This window comes from Streptomyces sp. NBC_01304 (assembly GCF_035975855.1).
In the GTDB taxonomy this organism is placed as follows: domain Bacteria; phylum Actinomycetota; class Actinomycetes; order Streptomycetales; family Streptomycetaceae; genus Streptomyces.
The window spans coordinates 1,262,400-1,280,775 of sequence record NZ_CP109055.1; the positions used below are offsets into that span (position 1 = coordinate 1,262,400).

13 protein-coding genes are annotated in these 18,376 nt (G+C 71.4%); 7 read left to right on the forward strand and 6 right to left on the reverse strand.

Features of this window, described 5'->3' with window-relative positions:
- Window positions 1-70: 70 nt before the first annotated feature.
- Window positions 71-3,124: an NPCBM/NEW2 domain-containing protein gene (locus OG430_RS05500; RefSeq protein WP_327351270.1), complete on the reverse strand. Its 3,054-nt coding sequence runs from the start codon at window positions 3,122-3,124 to the stop codon at window positions 71-73.
- Window positions 3,125-3,334: 210 nt separating this feature from the next.
- Between OG430_RS05500 and OG430_RS05505 the strand changes: the two genes are divergently transcribed.
- The 5 genes from OG430_RS05505 (at window position 3,335) to OG430_RS05525 (ending at window position 8,496) form a co-directional block, all read left to right on the forward strand.
- Window positions 3,335-3,793: an effector-associated constant component EACC1 gene (locus tag OG430_RS05505; RefSeq protein ID WP_327351271.1), complete on the forward strand. Its 459-nt coding sequence runs from the start codon at window positions 3,335-3,337 to the stop codon at window positions 3,791-3,793.
- Complete coding sequence (locus OG430_RS05510; RefSeq protein ID WP_327351272.1) at window positions 3,793-5,763, forward strand: caspase, EACC1-associated type; 1,971 nt, start codon at window positions 3,793-3,795, stop codon at window positions 5,761-5,763. Before OG430_RS05505 ends, OG430_RS05510 begins: the two co-directional genes overlap by 1 nt.
- A 172-nt stretch (window positions 5,764-5,935) precedes the next feature.
- A complete protein-coding gene (locus OG430_RS05515) occupies window positions 5,936-7,555 on the forward strand; it encodes an FAD-dependent oxidoreductase (RefSeq protein ID WP_327351273.1) in 1,620 nt (539 codons plus the stop codon).
- Window positions 7,556-7,626: 71 nt separating this feature from the next.
- A complete protein-coding gene (locus tag OG430_RS05520) occupies window positions 7,627-8,190 on the forward strand; it encodes a rhodanese-like domain-containing protein (RefSeq protein ID WP_442816691.1) in 564 nt (187 codons plus the stop codon).
- Window positions 8,191-8,229: 39 nt separating this feature from the next.
- Window positions 8,230-8,496 (forward strand): metal-sensitive transcriptional regulator, encoded by a 267-nt coding sequence (locus OG430_RS05525; protein ID WP_327351275.1) that lies wholly within the window; start codon window positions 8,230-8,232, stop codon window positions 8,494-8,496.
- A gap of 51 nt (window positions 8,497-8,547) precedes the next feature.
- Here the strand turns inward: OG430_RS05525 and OG430_RS05530 are convergent, their stop codons facing one another.
- From OG430_RS05530 to OG430_RS05545, 4 genes are all read right to left on the reverse strand, one after another.
- Window positions 8,548-9,606, reverse strand: coding sequence for an enoyl-CoA hydratase/isomerase family protein (locus OG430_RS05530; protein WP_327351276.1), 1,059 nt, complete (start codon window positions 9,604-9,606; stop codon window positions 8,548-8,550).
- A gap of 47 nt (window positions 9,607-9,653) precedes the next feature.
- Window positions 9,654-10,769, reverse strand: a complete 1,116-nt coding sequence (gene trpS / locus OG430_RS05535; RefSeq protein ID WP_327351277.1) for a tryptophan--tRNA ligase — start codon at window positions 10,767-10,769, stop codon at window positions 9,654-9,656.
- Window positions 10,770-10,944: 175 nt separating this feature from the next.
- The gene (locus tag OG430_RS05540) at window positions 10,945-12,207 is read right to left on the reverse strand and encodes a sensor histidine kinase (protein WP_327351278.1); all 1,263 of its coding nucleotides are present in this window, start codon (window positions 12,205-12,207) and stop codon (window positions 10,945-10,947) included.
- Window positions 12,204-12,866, reverse strand: coding sequence for a response regulator transcription factor (locus OG430_RS05545; RefSeq protein ID WP_327351279.1), 663 nt, complete (start codon window positions 12,864-12,866; stop codon window positions 12,204-12,206). Before OG430_RS05545 ends, OG430_RS05540 begins: the two co-directional genes overlap by 4 nt.
- Window positions 12,867-13,105: 239 nt before the next feature.
- Between OG430_RS05545 and OG430_RS05550 the strand changes: the two genes are divergently transcribed.
- A complete protein-coding gene (locus tag OG430_RS05550; protein ID WP_327351280.1) occupies window positions 13,106-14,545 on the forward strand; it encodes an ABC transporter permease in 1,440 nt (479 codons plus the stop codon).
- Window positions 14,546-14,549: 4 nt separating this feature from the next.
- Window positions 14,550-15,236, forward strand: a complete 687-nt coding sequence (locus OG430_RS05555) for an ABC transporter ATP-binding protein (protein WP_327351281.1) — start codon at window positions 14,550-14,552, stop codon at window positions 15,234-15,236.
- Between the two features lie 126 nt (window positions 15,237-15,362).
- Here OG430_RS05555 and OG430_RS05560 read toward each other — a convergent pair whose 3' ends face one another.
- A complete protein-coding gene (locus OG430_RS05560) occupies window positions 15,363-18,347 on the reverse strand; it encodes a helix-turn-helix transcriptional regulator (RefSeq protein WP_327351282.1) in 2,985 nt (994 codons plus the stop codon).
- Window positions 18,348-18,376: the final 29 nt, after the last annotated feature.

An 18,376-nucleotide genomic window follows, 5' to 3' on the forward strand; every position in this document is an offset into this window, starting at 1 on the left:
GGTGGGGAACTGCGGGCCGTTCGTGGCTGGGCGCGCAGTTCCCCGCGCCCCTTGCGGGGCGCCCCGGCACTCACGAACAGCTGAACTTCGCCGCTGCCCAGTCCCCGTGGTCGCCGCTCTTGGAGCCATTCGTATCGGTGATCTTCAGCCGTACGTGCCGTGCACCGTCCAGCGCCACATCCACCGCCACGGTCTCCGAGGCCCCGGTGACCTTGGGTGAGGTCCACAGCACCTTGCCGTCCGCCTCGACGGAGAAGGCCACCTCGCCATAGCCGTTGATCTCGTCGTCGATGCCGACGTCGGCGGTCAGCTTGGAGCAGCGGCCGCCGGCGTAGACCTCGATGTCGGAGTCGGCATGCCCGCCGATGCCCTTCTCGTACGTCTTCCCGGCCAGCGTCAGGGTGTGTCCGTCCTCGGCACCCGACTCACCGTTGCTGCGGTCGCGTTCCGGCGGGCCGTAGCCGTTGGCGGACTTGAGCCACACCATGTCGCTCGCCCAGGTGTCGGCGGTCGGTGGCGGTGGCATGACGGCGGTCGCGAACCGTTGTACGGAGGTGCGGTCCTGCCCCGCCGCGCGATAGCGGGCGGTCGCGGTGAGCGTGGTCTCGCCGGGGCGCGCGTCCTTGGCCGGGGTGACCTGCACCTCGACGCGCTTCGTGGTCCCGGCGGCAATGCGCTCGACGGTCGCGGCGGGCGTCGCCTGCCAGCCTTCCGGGACGTCGAGGCCGACCCGGACACCGGTGGCGTCCTTGCTGCCGGCCGTGACATCGACGGCGACCTTCCCGGCGACTCCCGCGCCGAGCTCCTGCCCGGCGGGGGCGGCGAGGGTGGCCTGGGCACCGGGGACCGCGCCGCCGATGGCGCTGGTGTCGTCCAGCTCCAGCTCGAAGGGCCGGTCGGTGCGCAGCGCGGGCGTCTTGACCTGGACGACGCCACCGCGGTCGTCCTTGTCGTACCACCAGCCCTGGGAGGCGGCCTCGTACGCGGCCTTCGACGTCAGGCGCGGCAGGTCGCGGTCGCCGAGCTCCACACCGCTCGGCGCGTCGCCGGTGTGCACGGTGAACCGGTACGGCCGCGAGGTCTGCTTGCCCTCGAACTCGCCCTTGCTCGCACCGATCCGCACGGACACGTCGCCCGCGCCCCGCTGCGGGGCCTCGACGTCGGCGCGCTGGGTGGCGTATTTGCCGCCCCGGTGCTGACGGGTGACGCCGTCGTCCTCGTACAGCGTGAACGACGACTTGCCCTGGGGGTAGACGTCCCAGGCCAGCGGGGAGCCGGCGGTGCGGTCCGCGTACGAGCGGATGCCCGGCCACATCGGGACGCTCGCCCCGGCCTTCACGAACAGGGGGAGGGTGTCGAGGGGTGCGCTGTAGTGGTCGACGGTGGTCGGGCCCTCGTAGACGCGGCCGCTCCAGTAGTCGGTCCAGGTGCCCTTCGGCAGATAGATGCCGTCGCGGACGGTCGTGTCCTCATAGACGGGCGCGACGAGGAAGTCCTCGCCGGTCAGGAACTCGTACTTGGCGGCGTCCGTCGCGGCCTTCGGGTCCTCGGGGTATTCGAGCGCGAGCGGGCGGACCGGCCCGACGCCGGTCTTCGTCGCCTCGTTCGCGTACGAGTACATGTAGGGCAGCAGTGATTCCTTGAGCTTGAGGTACTTGCGGTTGACGGCGGTGTACGGCTCCCCGTACCGGAAGGGCTGCTTGTCGCTGGCGGCCCAGCCGTCCATCGTCATCACGGCGGGCAGGAAGGACTTCCACTGCAGGTCGCGGGTGTACGTCTTGGCGCTGCCGCCGAAGATGCCGTCGACGTCGCCCGTCGTGTAGGCGAGGCCGGACATCGTGGCGCCCGCATAGGTCGGGATCTGGAAGCGGATGTTCTCCCAGCTGCCCGACTGGTCGCCGGACCACTGCACGCCGCAGCGCTGGGCGCCGGCCCAGCTCTCCGGGGCCCAAGTGAAGCCGCGCGCACCGCTGTTGTCCTCGATTCCCTTGTACGCGTCCTTGCAGCCGTCGAGTGCGAACTTGTAGCCGTCGCCCACCCAGGCCACGTCGAGCTTGGCGACGCGCTGGCCGGCCTTGACCTGGTCGGCGAGCTTGTCGATGCCGTCCTCGGTCCACAGGCCGAGCTGCATCTTGCGGTCCTGCAGGCCCGTCGCGGCCTCGGCGAGGTTCTCGTAGCCGCAGCCGTAGCCGTCGTTGACCAGCATCCAGCCGTTCGGCATGTCGTTCTCGAGGTAGCCGTCGGCGACCTTCAGGGCGTCGAGGGTGTGCCGTTCACCGCGGTTGGCGTTGTGCAGATAGCAGTCGGCGTCGCCGATCTCCAGGCCGTACAGGGGCGGCAGGAAGGGCTTGCCGGTCAGCTTGGTGTACTGCCCGATGACGTCCTTGACGCCCTTGGCGCCGGTCCCGGCGAAATAGTAGGCGTCGAAGCGCTGTTCCTTCGCGCTCGCCGTCACCGGCTCCTGGAAGGCGTACGTGTTCGGCGCGTACGTGTTGCGGTAGACGCCGTAGCCCGCCGAAGACAGGTAGAACGGCACGGAGTTGGGGTGACCGCCGTCCTCCCAGTCGTAGTCCACGCCGACCTCGACGCTCTTGCCGCGGTGCGAGGTGTTGCCCCGGCCGTTCTGCATGCCCGCGCCGTAGAACTGCTCGTCGGCGCCGCGCGCCAGGGTCTGGGTGGTGGTGTCCTTGGTCCAGCTCAGGCCCTTGGTCTCGGACCAGACGGTGGTGCCGTCGGCCCGCAACAGGGCGAAGCGCAGCGGTGACTTGTAGGCGCGCAGGGTGACCTTGTCCGTGGCCATCTCGTAGCGGTCGCCCTTGTCCTGCCAGCGGGTGGCGGGCGCCGCCCCCTGGGGCAGGACGATGTCCGTGCCGGTGGGGTCGGTGAACCTTCCGTCCGGGGCCAGCTCGATCCGGAAGGTCTCGGCCGACACGAAACTCACGCGCGCCTCGGCCTTGCCGGCCGTCAGTCGGTAGGTGCTCCCGTCGTGGGAGAAGCCGGTGACATCGCCGACGGTCGTCTCGTCCGCTTCGGCCGCCCGCGCCCCGCCGGGCCCGGCGAGGGCCCCGAACAGGCCGAGCACGGCGGCAACGGCCGCCGCTCTGAACCAAGTTGGTGATCTCATGGCCCGCATTGGAGCAGATGGTCGTGTACACGACCATGGCTTCGACGGGGCCCTGCTTGGACTTTCGTGCCACCACGCGCCACGCCTACCGCAGCAGGAAACCGGAATGCAAACCCGCTTGCTCTGCAAGGCTGTTGCGGTCAATGTCGTCTGCGACGATCGAGGCGTGGGATACCGGCGTCCGGGGCCGCAGTTGCACGGGGGTACACGATGGAGATCAGGTTCGAGCTGCTCGGCTCCGCCACGGACGAGCGCGACGAGGATGTGGAATCCCTGCACGCCTGGCTGGCGGGTGACGAGGGGCTGCGCGGGCAGATCCGGATCGAGGGGGTCAAGAAGGAGTCCCCGGCGGGCGCGATGGGTAGCAGCATCGAGGTCGTCCTCGCGGTGATCGGCGTGTCGGGCGCACTGGCCCAGCTGCCGCCCCTGTACGCGGCGTGGCTCACCGGGCGACGCCGCGGGCGCAGCGCCCGGCTGACCCTCAACGGCCTTACCCCCGGGCAGGTCGAGCGGGTCCTTGGCGCGCTCGGGCCGGAGGCGACGTGGCAGGCGGACCTGACCGGCACCCAGCTGACCCTCACCGGTCTCACCGCCGGGCAGGTCACGCGGGTCCTGGCCGCGCTCCCGGACCCGGGGCAGGAGCACGCGGGCGAGTCGGGGGACGCCTGATGCCCGCGGAGGCACGCCCCGAGAAGATCGACCCGGCACGCTCCGTCTGCGTACTGATCGGAGTCAGCGACTACACGGAGCTCCAGCCGCTGAGAAGCGTCAAGGAGAGCCTGAAGCAACTTCGTTCGGCACTGACCGACGACAACCTCTGGGGCATCCCCGACGACGACGAGCACCTGGTGGAGGTGGCGGAGCCGGCCACCCACAGCAAACTGATCGACCCGATCATCGCGGCCGCGGAGCGGGCCGAGGACACCCTGCTCGTCTACTACGCCGGGCACGGGCAGGTCGACGACCACGACGACCAGCTGTATCTGACGCTGCCGGGCTCCGTGGAGAACGGGACGTTCGCCTCGGTGCACTCCCGGTACATCCGTGAGGCCATGCGCGACCACGGCTCCGCCCGCCGCCGGATCCTGCTCCTCGACTGTTGCTACAGCGGTCGCATGCTGGGGGATCCGATGTCCGCCACCGACCGCGGCGTGAAGGCCGCCATGGAGGTCCTGAAGGAACCCGGCGGGTCCTACGTCGAGGGCTCGTACGTGATGGCCTCCGCCGCCCGCAACAGGCTCTCCCACGCGCCGAACGCCCGGCACAGCACCCTGTTCACCGGCGCGCTGGTGAAGACCATGCGCGAAGGCATCGAGGGCGGGCCGCAGATGCTGACCCTCGGCACGCTCTTCCCCCGGGTCAAGGCGACGATGCGGGACATGCAGCCCAAGCTCTATCAGGAGCCGCAGTCCCGGGACATCAACGGTGTGAGCAACATCGACTTCATCCGGAACATGGCGGTGCTGCCGCCTCCCGAGCCGCAGCCTCCGGCGCCGCCCCCGCAGCGTCGCTCTCGCCGCGGGTGGCTGGTGGCGGGGGCGGCGGGTGTCGCACTGGGGCTGACTGCCGGTCTGCTGATCGACCGCTGGCCGACTTCCGCGCCCCTGTACGGAGCGTGCTCCGACCAGGCAACGCTGCTCGACCACTCGGACGCTCTCGACAAGGTCGAGATGAGCAACGAATCGGTGGTCGGCCTGTCCGGGATCGCGCTGTCGCCGGACCCGGGCGAGAAGAACAGGGCGCTGACGGTCACGGACACCGTTCCGCCCCATCTCTTCCCGCTGACCCTCGGCACGGCGACGGATCTGGACCCCGAGGTCGAGGTGGCCACGACCCTGCGCAAGCGCGGAGGTGCCGAGTTCGGCAGGTACGAATTCGACGGTGAGGCCCTGGTCCTGGAGCAGAGCGGCAAGACCGTCCTCGTCGCTTCGGAGACCGAGCCGTCCATCCGCCGCTTCGACCTGGCCACGGGACACCAGAGCGGCGAGATTCCCGTCCCTGCCCAGTTCAAGCCGGGCGCGAAGGGCGGCGCGCAGTCGGGCCGCACCATCGAGTCGCTCGCGGTCAGCCCCGACGGCCGCCATCTGTACGCGGGCCTCGAGGCTCCGCTCTCCCTCGACGGCGACAACCGGGGAAGCGGCATTCTGCGCATCCAGCGCTACGCGGGAACCCCCGGTAGCACCTACGAGCCGGACAAGCAGTACGCCTTCCTGGCGGCACCGGGCCTGCACCTGACCGAGCTCCTCGCGGTCGGCGACGACCAACTCCTCGCGCTGCAGCGGCAGTACGTCGAAGGGGTGGGCAACGCGGTCAAGGTCGTGAGCCTGTCGCTCAAGGGTGCGCGGACCTTCGACCCGGCCAAGCCCCTCTACCGGGAGGGGGCGGACAAGTACCTGCACTCCACGGACCTCTTCGACCTGCAGGACTGCCCTGCGGGCGATCCCGGCGAGGTGGCGGCGAAGGTGGCCCAGCCCAACCCGCTGCTCGGCAATGTCGAAGGCATGGCGCTCGGCGAGAAGTGGACCTCGGGCGAGCACAAGGGGCGATATCCGCTCTACCTGGTCTCGGACGACAACGGCAGCAAGGACCAGATCACCAGGCTCTACTCCTTCGCGGTCGAGCTGCCGTCCCCCCACTGACCTGCTCTTTCCCCTCACTGACCTGCTCTTTTGGGTGATCCACCGACGTGCGTCGGCGGATCCCCGCCGGCTTCAGAAATACCCCCGGGGGCATCTGGTGATACCCTCGGGGGTATAGAGACCAGGGGGGTCACAGAGCACCAGCGTTTCCAGAGGGTCAGGAGTGCAAGTCATGAAGGTCATCGTCATCGGAGGCGTGGCCGGCGGGATGTCCGCCGCCACCCGGCTGCGCAGGCTCGACGAGCGGGCCGAGATCGTCGTGCTCGAGCGCGGCGCCCACGTCAGCTATGCGAACTGCGGCCTTCCGTACTACCTCGGCGGCACCATCGCCGAGCGCGACGACCTGCTGCTGCAGACCCCCGCCTCACTCGAGGCCCGCTTCCGCATCGACGTACGGGTACGCCACGAGGTCGTCGCGATCGACCGTGCCGCCAAGACCGTGCGGGTGCGCGAGGTCAAGGGCGGGCGCGAGTACGAGGAGACGTACGACAAGCTCGTGCTCAGCCCCGGCGCCCGCCCCTTCGTGCCCGAGCTGCCGGGCATCGAGCGGGCCCGCACCCTGCGGGACGTGAGCGACGCCGACCGGATCGCCGCCGAGCTGGACGCCGGGGCGCGCACCGCGGTCGTCGTCGGGGGCGGCTTCATCGGGGTGGAGGTCGCGGAGAACCTGCGCGAGCGCGGGCTCGACGTGACCCTCGTCGAGCTGGCCGGGCAGGTGCTCGCGCCGCTCGACCCGGAGATGGCGGCCCCCGTCGCCGAGCAGCTTCAGGCGCACGGCGTACGGGTCGTGCTGGGCGCCCAGCTGGCGAAGGTGCTGCCCGACGCCGTCGAGCTCGCCGACGGGCGCACCGTGCCGGCCGACCTGGTGCTGCTCGCCATCGGGGTACGCCCCGAGACCACGCTCGCCCGCGCGGCGGGCCTGGAGCTCGGGCCCCGCGGCGGCATCGCCGTGGACGACGCTCAGCGCACCAGCGACCCGGACATCCATGCCGTCGGCGACGCCGCCGAGAAGCGGGACGCGCTGAGCGGCGAGCCCGTCCTGGTGCCGCTCGCCAATCTCGCCAACCGGCACGGCCGCCTCGTCGCCGACGCCCTCACCGGGCGCAAGGTCGGCGCACGGCCCGCGACCTCCACCGCCGTCGTCAAGGTCTTCGAGCTGACCGCCGCGGCCACCGGCTGGACCGAGAAGCGGCTGCGCGCCGCCGGCCACCCCTACCAGGCCGTCCATCTGCACCCGGGCTCGCACGCCGGCTACTACCCGGGCGCCTCCCCCATCGCCCTCAAGCTCCTCCTCGACCCCCGCGACCAGCGCATCCTCGGCGCCCAGGCGGTCGGCCGGGACGGCGCCGACAAGCGGATCGACGTGATCGCCACCGCCATGGCGGGCGGCCTCACCGCCCCGGACCTGGCCGATCTGGAGCTCGCCTACGCGCCCCCGTACGGCTCCGCGAAGGACCCGGTGAACATGGCCGGACTGATCGCCGAGAACCTCGCCACCGGCACGGCCCGCACCGTGCAGTGGCACGAGCTCGACACGCACGAGGCGGCCCTGGTGGATGTCCGCACCGCCGCCGAGCACGCTCGGGGCGCGATTCCCGGCGCGGTCAACATCCCGCTCGACGAACTGCGCGAGCGGGCCGCCGAACTGCCCGAGGGCGAGCTGATCGTGCACTGCCAGGTGGGCCTGCGCGGCCACAACGCCCAGCGCCTCCTGGCCGGACTCGGCCGCCGGTCGGCCAACCTCGACGGCGGCTACGCCACCTGGGCGGCCGGCCAGGCAGCCACCGCCTGACCGTCACCGCCTGACCGCCGCGCCACTCTCAACTCCCCGAATCCCTGGAGCACTTGAACGTGAGCACCATCCTGACCGTGAGCCCCGCCGAGCTGACCGACCGGAGCGCCGACAAGACGCTCGTCCTCGATGTCCGCGCACCGGGCGAGTACGCCGCCGGGCATGTCCCCGGCGCCGTCAACCTCCCGCTGGACAGCCTCCAGACGCTGCTGCCCGAGCTGCGCGAGGCCGCCGCGCACCGCGAACTGATAGTGGTGTGCGCCGCCGGACAGCGCTCGGCCACCGCCTGCGACCTGCTCACCGGGGCCGGGATCGAGGCCATCGGGCTCGCCGGCGGCACCGACGCCTGGCGGGCGGCCGGGCTGGCCGTCCGCACGGCGCCGCATCAGGGACGTGCGGTGTGGGCGATGGACCGCCAAGTCCGTTTCACCGCTGGTTCGTTGGTGCTGCTCGGCCTGGCCGCCGGGCTGCTCACCCCATGGGCCCTACTGCTGTCGGCCGGGGTGGCCTCGGGTCTGATCTACTCGGGCCTGAGCAACACCTGCGGCATGGCCGCCATGCTCGGCAAGCTCCCCTTCAACCGGCCCCGCCCCGAGGCCCTGGACACCGCACGGCACGCCCTGCGCGCGGCCTGAACCCCATCCACGTACGAGCCGTACGAGAGGAAACACGCGATGAACGCCGACCAGGAGACGATGACGCCTGTGCTCAACCGGCTGCGCCGGGCCCAGGGGCAGCTGGCCGGGGTCATCGCGATGATCGAGGCGGGGCGGGACTGCAAGGACGTGGTGACCCAACTCGCGGCGGTGTCACGGGCCTTGGACCGCGCCGGATTCAAGATCATCGCATCCGGGATGCGGGACTGCATGAACGCCACGGACGGGGAACAGCCGCCACTGAGCGAGGCCGAGCTGGAGAAGCTGTTCCTGACGCTGGCCTGACCCGGGCACCGGTCGCGCTGCACTCCTCGCGCCCCGGCGCCCGCCCGCTCGTCAGAACCTCGGCGCCGCCGGGGACCAGTCCCCCCAAGCAGGCGCCACGAAGAACCGCTCCACGTCCTGCGGCGACACCTCGGCGAGGGTGGCGGGTTGCCAGCGCGGGTTGCGGTCCTTGTCGACCACCTGCGCCCGCACCCCCTCGGGCAGGTCCGGGCTCGCGAGCCCGGCGCACGACACGCGGTACTCCTGCTCCAACACCCTTTCCAGGGAGGGCAGTTCGCGGGCCCTGCGCAGCGCGGCAAGGGTGACCTTGACGGAGGTCGGGGACTTGGCGAGGAGCGTCTGGGCCGCTTCCTTGGCGGCCGGTACGCCGGCGTCGAGGAGCCGGTCGACGATCTCCTGTACGTCGTCGCAGGAGTAGCACGCGTCGATCCAGTCGCGGTCCGCGGCGAGGTCACCGTCCGGCGCCTGCTCCGCGTACCGCGCGAGCACCTCGTCCACGGACCGGTGCGCGAGGTCGGCCGCGAGGTCCGGCAGTCGGCCGGAGGGCACGAAGTGGTCGGCCAGTCCGCAGAGTTGGGCGTCGGCCGCGCCCACGGAACCCCCGGTGAGGGCGAGGTGGGTGCCGAGCTCGCCGGGGGCGCGGGACAGCAGATACGTGCCGCCGACGTCGGGGACGAAGCCGATCGTCGTCTCCGGCATGGCGATGCGCGAGCGCTCGGTGACGATGCGGACGCTGCCGTGCGCGGAGACGCCGACGCCGCCGCCCATCACGATGCCGTCCATGAGGGCGACGTACGGCTTCGGAAAGGCGGCGATGCGGGCGTTGAGGCGGTACTCGTCGGCCCAGAACGCCGCGGACTCGGTGCCCCCGGTGCGCAGGACGTCCTCGCGGATGGCCCGGATGTCGCCGCCCGCGCACAGGCCGCGCTCCCCCGCCCCGCTGATCACCACGGTTTTGACCGCCGGGTCGTCGGCCCAGCGCTCAAGAGCCGCGTCGAGGGCGCGGACCATGGGGTGGTTGAGCGCGTTGAGGGCACGCGGGCGGTTCAGGGTCAGCCGGCCCGCGTGGCCCTCGGTCCGTTCAAGGACGAGATCGTCGTCGTACGTCATCGTTCCACTCTAGGTCGGCGTCGATCTTCAACGGGCCGCGGAAGTCCTCAGTATGCGGTGCCCATGGCCCTGCGGACCTCGCTCAGCGTCTGCTCGGCGACCTCGTTCGCCCGCTCGTTGCCCGCCCGCAGGATCTTGCGGAGGAACGCGCGGTCGGCGGCGTACTCCGCGCGGCGGGCCCTGAGGGGGGCGAGGTGTTCGTTGACCGCGTCGGTCACCGTCTTCTTCAGCACGGCTCCGCCGCCGTCGCCGATCTCCTCGGCGATGTCCCGCGGGTCCCGGTCCTGGCACAGCGCGGCGAGCAGCACCAGGCTGGAGACCTCGGGGCGGGCCGCCGGGTCGTAGGTGATGCGACGCTCGGCGTCCGTCTTGGCGCCCTTGATCAGGCGGGCGGTCTCGTCGGCGGTGTGCGCGAGCGCGATGGAGTTGCCGCGGGACTTGCTCATCTTGGTGCCGTCGGTGCCGAGCAGCAGCGGGGCGGCGGACAGCAGGGCGTCGGGCGTCGGGAAGACCGGGCCGTCCGTCCCGTAGCGGTCGTTGAAGCGGCGGGCGACGGTGCGGGTGACTTCCAGGTGCGGCAGCTGGTCCTGGCCGACCGGCACGAGGTTGGCCTTGCAGAACAGGATGTCGGCGGCCTGGTGTACCGGGTACGTGAACATCAGGCCGCTGACCGCGGACTGCCGGGAGTGGGCGATCTCGTCCTTGACCGTGGGGTTGCGGTTCAGCTCGGCGACCGAGATCAGGGACAGGAAGGGCAGCAGCAGCTGGTTGAGGGCGGGCACCGCGCTGTGCGCGAAGATCGTGGACCGCTCGGGGTCGATGCCGGTCGCCAGGTAGTCGAGGACCAGGTCCTCGACGTGCTCGCTCAGGTGATCGGCGAGGTCACGGTCGGTGAGCACCTGGTAGTCGGCGACGACGACAAAGGTGTCGACGCCCAGGTTCTGCAGCCGTACGCGATTACGCAGCGTGCCGAAGTAGTGGCCCAGGTGCAGCTTCCCCGTGGGCCGGTCGCCGGTCAGGACCCGGAAGGGGCCTGGATCGCGCCGCAGCTGCTCCTCGATCTCGGCGCTGCGTCGCTGGGCCGTGCCGGCGTCGACGGCCCCGGTGGCGGTGTGGGCGTCGGTCGGCTCGGTGGCCGTGGGGGTGGTGATGTCGTTGCTCATGGGACTCTCCTGCCGCGTGTGGTCGAGGGACCGTGCCCGGACGGGCGGGCGCTGGGCGGAGTGAGTGCACAGAACCGGGCCGTCCGACGAACGGCCCGTGGGTATGCCTTGGGGGTGGCCGCTCCTAAGGGGAGCGCCACCAGCACAGACAAGGCACAGAAGACATGCCTCAAGGCTAGCTCACGGTGTGCGGGCCGGGCAGGGCCTTTTGCCCCGGGCCCGCGGGAAGCTCGACCCGCACCGTCAGGCCCCCGTCCGGGTTCGCCCGCGCGGTGACCGTGCCGTGGTGGGCGTGGCCGACGGAGCGGACTATGGCCAGGCCCAGGCCGTGGCCGGAGCGGTCGCTGGCGACGCGGGGCCGCAACCGGTAGAAGGGCTCGAACAGGCGCTGGGCGACGGCTTCGTCGACGTACGGCCCGGTGTTCTCCACTTCGAGGACCACGTGCTCGACGTCGAGGGCCGCTTGCTGCTCGCGCAGGACCGCGAGGTGCACCGAGCCGCCCGGCACGTTGTACCTCAGGGCGTTGTCGAGGAGGTTCAGCACGAGCTGGCGCAGCAGGGTGGTGTTGCCGCTGACGGTGCAGTCGGCCTCGGCGTCGGTCTCCAGGCGGATGCCGGCCTCCGCTGCCTGCCCGGCGCGTTCGGCGGCCGCGGCCTCGGCGAGGTCGGCCAGGTCCACCGGTTCGGGGTCGAAGGGGGTGTGCTCGGCGGCGGCCAGGTCGAGGAGGGCCTTGACGATGGTGATGTTGCGTTCGTTCGTCTCGACCAGCATCGGGGCGAGTTCCGCGAACTCCTCGCCGGTGGGGTCGGCGACGGCGACCTGCAGCACGGCGCGGGTGGTGGCCAGCGGGGTGAGCAGTTCGTGCGAGGCGTTGGCCGCGAAGCGCTGATGGGCGGCGAAGGACTCCTCAAGACGGGCCAGCATCGTGTCGAAGGTGTCGGCCAGCTGCTTCAACTCGTCGGCGGGGCCCTGGGCGTTGATGCGGCTGTCGAGTCGGCCGTCCGCGGCCTGCGCGGCGGCCTGGCTGATGATGCCGAGCGGTGCGAGCAGCCGCTTGGACAGCCGCCAGCCGACCAGCAGGCCGATCGTCATCACCAGGAGCAGCCCGCCGACGGACACCCACAGCACGGTGTTCCAGACGTCTTCCTTGCTGCTGATCGACCCGTCCACCCTGGTGCCCGGCTTGACCCCCGGCGGCAGGCTGACCTCGGGCAGGGGCTCCCCGGTGTGCGCCGGCTGGTTCGGGACACGGGTATCGGTGATGACAACGGTGTCCTGGAAGTCGTACGTCGGCAGGAACCGCATCCCTGAGTAGATGATGGCGACCATCAGGGCGGCCGAGACGGCGAGGGCGCCGGCGAAGCCCAGGAAGAGCCGGGTGTGGATGCTCAGGGTGCGGGCGGGCCACCCCTTGCGCAGCCAGGAGGGCCGTCTCACTTCGCTCCCAGGTAGTAGCCGGCACTGATCGCCGTGTGCACCAGCTGCGGCTCGCCCAGCTTCTTGCGCAGGGTGTGCACGACGAGACGTACCGCGTTGGTCAGCGGGTCGGCGTGCGCGTCCCACGCCTTGTCGAGGAGGTATTCGGCGCTCAGTACGCCGCCGTCGGCGCGCATGAGCAGTTCCAGGACGGCCAGTTCCTTCGGCGTGAGGCGCACCTCCTGTCCGGCGCGCAGCACGCGCCGCCGGTGGGTGTCGAAGGAGACGTCGGCAAAGGTGAGGACGGGCGCGTGGGCCATGGGGCTGCGCCGGTACAACGCCCGCAGGCGGGCGATGAGTTCGGGGAAGTCGAAGGGTTTCGCCAGGTAGTCGTCGGCGCCGAGGCCGAGGCCCTCGACCTTGTCGCCGAGGCGTCCGGCGGCGGTCAGCATGAGGATGCGGCACTCCAGGCGCATGGCGACGATGCGGCGGCACACCTCGTCGCCGTGGATGCCGGGCAGGTCGCGGTCGAGGATCACCGCGTCGTAGTCGTAGACGGCGACCCTGTCCAGGGCGGCCGCCCCGTCGTGCACGACGTCGACGGCGATGGCCTCGCGGCGCAGGCCGATCTCCAGGACCCGGGCCATGTACTGCTCGTCCTCGACCACCAGCACCCGCACGAGCCGCGACCCTTTCCTATGAATTCCCGCGCTCGTTCGACAGCGCTTCTGCCCACATTTATCAGATGCGGGATTTGAACCGTGTATGAGCGGCCGCCCGGAGCCCGGACTTTTCAAACGGGGCTCAAAACGGGGTCTGTCTAGCGTGAATCCGGTTCCGCAATCGGGTTCCGCAATCCGGTTCCGCAATCCGGTTCCGCAGTTCCGCGAAGTCACCGGGCAGGGAGAAGTCGTACGCAATGAATCTGTTCAAACGGGCGTGGTGGCGGCTGACCAGCCATCTCGGCAAGACCTTGATGCTGGTCGGGCTGTTCTTCGTCATCTGCACGCTGGTGCTCTCGGGCTTTCTCATCCAGTCCGCCGCGGCGCGGGCCGCCGAGTCGGCGAAGAACAGCGTGGGCGCAGTGGCCACGATGCAGCTGGATCTGAACGCCCTCATCAACTCGGGGAAGATGCAGAAGCCCGAGGGCCAGCAGGGCGGCATGATCGGCGCCGAGGGTGATCTGAAGCGCGGCCTCGTGGACAAGATCTGCAAGTCGTCGGTGGTCGCCCAGTGCAACTACATGAAGGACGGTGTCGCGGCCCCCACCAAGCAGGTCAAGCTGCACCAGCCGGTGCCCGCGCCGGGGGGCCAGGACTCCGGTGGCGTGGACTTCTTCAAGGTGGACGGGATCCGTGACCTGAACGCGGTCAAGGACTTCCGCAACGGCGACTCGAAGATCATCTCCGGTTCCGGGATCAAGCCGGACAGCAAGGACGACATGGTCGTCATCGAGGAGCGGGTGGCCAAGGACAACCACCTCAAGGTCGGCGACAAGGTCAAGCTCAACGCCAACATCCAGCACCCCGACGGCAAGCTGGGCACCAAGGAGATGGACTTCGTCGTCGGCGGCATCTACAAGAACAACACCGCGGACACCGGCACGTACGTACCGCCAATGATGGCCCCGTCGAACCAGATCTACGTCTCCCCGGACGGCGCGACCCGGCTCGACGGCAAGAAGGTCGGCGCCGACGGCGGCATCGTCAAGGAGGCCACCTTCACCCTCCGCGACCCCGGCGACCTGGACCAGCTGAAGAAGGACGCGGAGGCGGCCGGGGCCGACCTCAAGATCTTCCCGATCAGCGTCAACGACAAGCAGTACAAGACCCTGGTCGGCCCGATCAGCAAGACCGCCGACTTCGCCTCCGTCACCGTCTGGCTGGTCGCGCTCGCGGGCACCGTCATCCTCGCCCTGATCGTCGCCTCGTCGCTGCGCGAACGCCGCAAGGAGCTGGGCATCCTGCTCTCCCTCGGCGAGAAGAAGCCCAAGCTGCTCGGCCAGCACCTGGTCGAGGTGGTCGCCTGCGCGGTCCTCGCGATCGGCTTCGCCGCCGCGGGCAGCCAGTTCCTCTCCCAGGCCATCGGCAATCAGCTGCTCTCCGGCGAGGTCTCCTCCGCCAACCAGCAGGCCGAGAACGACGCCAACAAGCCCGACCCCAGCGACCCGACCGGCGGCGCGAACAAGAGCAACGAACCCGAGGTCAAGCCCATCGACAAGATGGACATCCGGCTCGGCCCCGCCGACATCGCCAAGGTCGGCGCCACGGGCCTCGGCATCGCCGCCCTGGCCACCCTCGTCCCCGGCGCCCGCGTGCTGCGCCTCAACCCGCGCGACATCCTCACGAAGGGCGACTGACGCGATGACTTCCCCCGGCGCGGCTCCCGTGCTCGAACTCACCGACCTGACCCGCACCTACCAGACCAGCAACCGCAGGCGCACCGTCCTCAAGGGTGTCGACTACTCCTTCGAGTCCGGCCGCATGTACGCCGTCATCGGCCCCTCCGGCAGCGGCAAGACGACGCTGCTCTCCCTGGCCAGCGGCCTGGACGCGCCGAGTTCCGGCAGCGTCCGCTTCAAGGGCCAGGACGTCTCGGCGCTTGGCCTCGGCCGGTACCGCAACCGTCATGTGGCCACGGTCTTCCAGTCGTTGAACCTGCTCACCTACATGACGGCGGTGCAGAACATCACCTCCGCCATGGAGATCACCGGCGTGAAGGGCGTCAACAAGAAGAAGCGCGCCGTCGAACTCCTGGACCTGCTCGGCGTGGACGGCGTCGACCAGAACCGCAAGACCCTGCAGCTGTCCGGCGGCCAGCAGCAGCGCGTGGCCATCGCCCGGGCGCTGGCCTGCGAGGTCGACATCCTCTTCGCGGACGAGCCCACCGGGAGCCTCGACCACGAGACGGCGGCCGGGATCATCGCCGTGTTCCAGAAGCTGGCGCACGACGAGGGCAAGTGCGTGATCGTGGTGACGCACTCCCGGGAGGTCGCGGACGCCTCGGACGAGGTGCTGCAGCTCAAGCGGGGGAAGCTCAGCGCGCGGTAGCCGCGTACGTCCCGCACAGGGCGCGCCCGTACCGGCCCGGTGGCCGGTACGGGCGCGCCCTCGGTCCCCCACCCAGGCCTCGGTCGGCCGGTTTCCACGCCGCCCCGGCGCGGCAACAGCGCAACGTCACTCGTCGAAGACGCCCAGCCGGTGTGCGATGGCGGCGGCCTCCCCCCGGCCCGAAGCGCCCAGCTTGGCCAGGATGTTGGAGACGTGCACGCTCGCCGTCTTCGGTGAGATGAACAGTTCCTCGGCGATTCCCCGGTTGCTCCGCCCGGCGGCGACCAGCCGCAGCACCTCCCCCTCGCGCTCGGTCAGCCCCAGCTCGGCCCTAGGTGCCGCCTTCGCGTCGGCTTCCCGCAGCGGGATCCGGGCCCGGCCGGCCAGCGAGGTGATCTCCGTGTGGAGCGGCGCCGCGCCCAACTCCCGCGCCACCGCCTCGGCCTGCCGCAGCAGCTCACCGGCCGCCGGGCGGGACCCGGCGCCGCCCTGGCCGATCAAGGCTTCCGCGAGTCGCAGCCGGGCGGTGGCGAGGAGCACCGGGGCCTCCGACCGCCCGATGACGGCGACGGCCTCCGTCCAACGGGCGGTGGCGTCCTCGCCCTCGGCGGTGAGCAGTTCGGCCTCGGTCATCAGGGCCTGGGCGGCCCACAGCGGTACGAAGCGGGGCTGGCCCCGCATCGCCGTGCGGATCCGCTCCACCGCGGCCGCGCGCCCCGGCTCGGCCACCGCGTGGCCGCGGGCCCGCGCCTCCGCCGCCGCGGCTGCGTACAGCAGCGGCCAGCCGTAGCGATGGTGGCCGAACGGGATGGCCTCGCCGACCGCCTCGTCCAGCAGGGAGCGGACGTCGAGGATCCGGCCGTCGGCGGCCGCCAGCGCGATGGCCACGCGGCCCACGGCCAGGGTGACCTGCGGCTCGGGGTAGAGGCCGGCGGTGCTGCTGCCGGTCTCCGCCATCCTGCTCCGGGCCTCGTCGTACGCGCCCCGGAGCAGGGCCAGTTCGGCCCTCCCCTCGGCGATCAGCGACAGGATGCGGGCGCTCACCCCGCGGCGGCCGAGGGCCCGGCCGAGCACTTCGTCGGCGTCGGCCCAGCGGCCGAGCTGGGTGAGGGACTCGGCGAGGTTGCCGTCGATGTACGAGGCGGTGTCCGGCAGCCCGTACCGCTCGGCGAGGCCGCTGCCCTTCTCGGCGACCACGACGGCCTCGGCGTAGCGGCCCAGGCCGTGCAGCGCCGTGGACAGGTTGCCGTGGCCGCGCAGCAGGACGTTGGCGTTGCCCGGCTCCAGCTCCCGGGCGCACACGGCGCGGGCCTGCGCGAGCCCGGCCTCGACGTCGCCCGCGTGGATGGTGAGCCAGGCCAGGGTGAGCCGCGCGCCGAGCCCGGTGGTCTCGGCGCCCGTCACCCGGCAGAGCTCCACCGCCTGTTCCGCGGCCTCGACCACCGCCGGCGTCGGCCGGTGCACCACGTGCCAGTACGCCGCACGCGTCAGCACCTCGGCCTGCACGACGGACGGCGGCAGGTCCTGCACCAGCTTCTGCGCGTGGGCGATCTCGTCCCAGCCGTCGGAGCGGGCGAGGTCACGCATCAGCTTGTGGCGCTCGGTCCAGAACCAGGCCGCCCGCAGAGGGTCGCCGTCCAGCTTGCGCAGTGCCCGCTTGCAGAGGGCGAGGGCCCGCTCCCGCTCTCCCGCGAAGCGCGCGGCGACGGCGATCGCGGCGAGCAGGTCCACGAAGTCCCCGGGCACGTCCGGGGTGATGGATGGACCCAGGCCGTCCTCGACGCCCTGCCGCATCGCCTTGCCGCGCAGCTCCTCGGGAGCGTCGTCCCACAACTCCAGTGCCCGCTCGAGCAGATGGTGCTGCTCGGCGAACGCGTGCCGGCCACGGACGGCGGCGGCCGCGGCGAGCACGGCGGGCAGCGCGCGGGCGGGGTCGCGGGCATCGAACCAGTAGCCGGCGAGACGCCCGGCCCGCTCCTCGGCGCGTACGAGCGTGGGGTCGGCCTCCAGCGCCTCGGCGTAGCGGCGGCTGAGCCGGGAGCGCTCGCCGGGCAGCAGGTCGCCGGCCACGGCCTCGCGCATCAGGGCGTGCCGGAAACGGTAGGACTCGCCCTCGTCGTACGGCAGCAGGACGGCGGCGCCGACGGCGGTGCGCAGGGCCTCGATCAGCTCGTCCTCGGCGAGGCCGGTGACGGTGGCGAGGAGCCGGAACTCCACCTCGGAGCCGCCCTCGGCGGTGATCCGCACGACGCGCTGCACCTCGTCCGGCAGTGCCTCGACCCGGACCAGGAGCAGGTCTCGCAGGGACTCGCTGATGCCGCCCGGGGAGCCTTCGCGGATGCTGCAGGCCAGCTCCTCGACGAAGAACGCGTTGCCCTCGGAGCGTGCGAAGACCCGGTCGAGTACCTGCTCGTCGGGTATCTCGCCGCGCAGGGAGGCGAGTTGGCGGCCGACCTCGGTGCGGTCGAAGCGGGGCAGGGCGAGGCGGGTGACGGTGCGCAGCCGCTCGTACTCGGCGAGGGCGGGACGCAACGGATGGCGGCGGTGCAGGTCGTCGGTGCGGTAGGTGGCGACGATGAGCAGGCGGCTGTCGGTGAGGGCGCGCAGCAGGTAGCTGAGCAGTTCGCGGGTGGAGCGGTCGGCCCAGTGCAGGTCCTCCAGGACGAGGACGAGGGTGCGGTCCGCGGCGAGATGTTCGAGGAGGCGTACGGTGAGCTCGAAGAGCCGGGCGCGGCCGTCGGTCTCGATGTGGCCCCGGTCCATCTCGCCGAGTTCGGGCAGCAGCCGGGCGAGTTCGCCCTCCTGGCCGGCGACCGCGGCGTCGACCTCCGCGCCCAGTTGGCGGCGCAGGGAGCGCAGGGCGGTGGAGACGGGGTGGTACGGCAGGGCGTCGGCGCCGACCTCGACGCAGCCGCCGAGGGCGACGACGGCTCCGTCAGCGGCGGCCCTGCCGACGAATTCCTGGATCAGCCGGGTCTTGCCGACGCCGGCCTCGCCGCCCACGAAGAGGGCGCGGGGCTCCCCGGCGTCGGCCCGGGACAGCGCCTCGCCGAGGGCGGTCAGTTCGGCGCTGCGGCCCACGAAGACAGGGCTTATGTGACTGCTGTGCACGGGACCGAGCATCGCACGTCGTACGAGGT

Excerpts from the sequence above, each read along its gene's own strand:
- OG430_RS05500 (WP_327351270.1), bottom strand. The coding sequence starts at position 3,124 with ATGAGATCACCAACTTGGTTCAGAGCGGCGGCCGTTGCCGCCGTGCTC.
- OG430_RS05505 (WP_327351271.1), top strand. The coding sequence starts at position 3,335 with ATGGAGATCAGGTTCGAGCTGCTCGGCTCCGCCACGGACGAGCGCGAC.
- OG430_RS05510 (WP_327351272.1), top strand. The coding sequence starts at position 3,793 with ATGCCCGCGGAGGCACGCCCCGAGAAGATCGACCCGGCACGCTCCGTC.
- OG430_RS05515 (WP_327351273.1), top strand. The coding sequence starts at position 5,936 with ATGAAGGTCATCGTCATCGGAGGCGTGGCCGGCGGGATGTCCGCCGCC.
- OG430_RS05525 (WP_327351275.1), top strand. The coding sequence starts at position 8,230 with ATGAACGCCGACCAGGAGACGATGACGCCTGTGCTCAACCGGCTGCGC.
- OG430_RS05530 (WP_327351276.1), bottom strand. The coding sequence starts at position 9,606 with ATGACGTACGACGACGATCTCGTCCTTGAACGGACCGAGGGCCACGCG.
- trpS (WP_327351277.1), bottom strand. The coding sequence starts at position 10,769 with ATGAGCAACGACATCACCACCCCCACGGCCACCGAGCCGACCGACGCC.
- OG430_RS05550 (WP_327351280.1), top strand. The coding sequence starts at position 13,106 with ATGAATCTGTTCAAACGGGCGTGGTGGCGGCTGACCAGCCATCTCGGC.
- OG430_RS05555 (WP_327351281.1), top strand. The coding sequence starts at position 14,550 with ATGACTTCCCCCGGCGCGGCTCCCGTGCTCGAACTCACCGACCTGACC.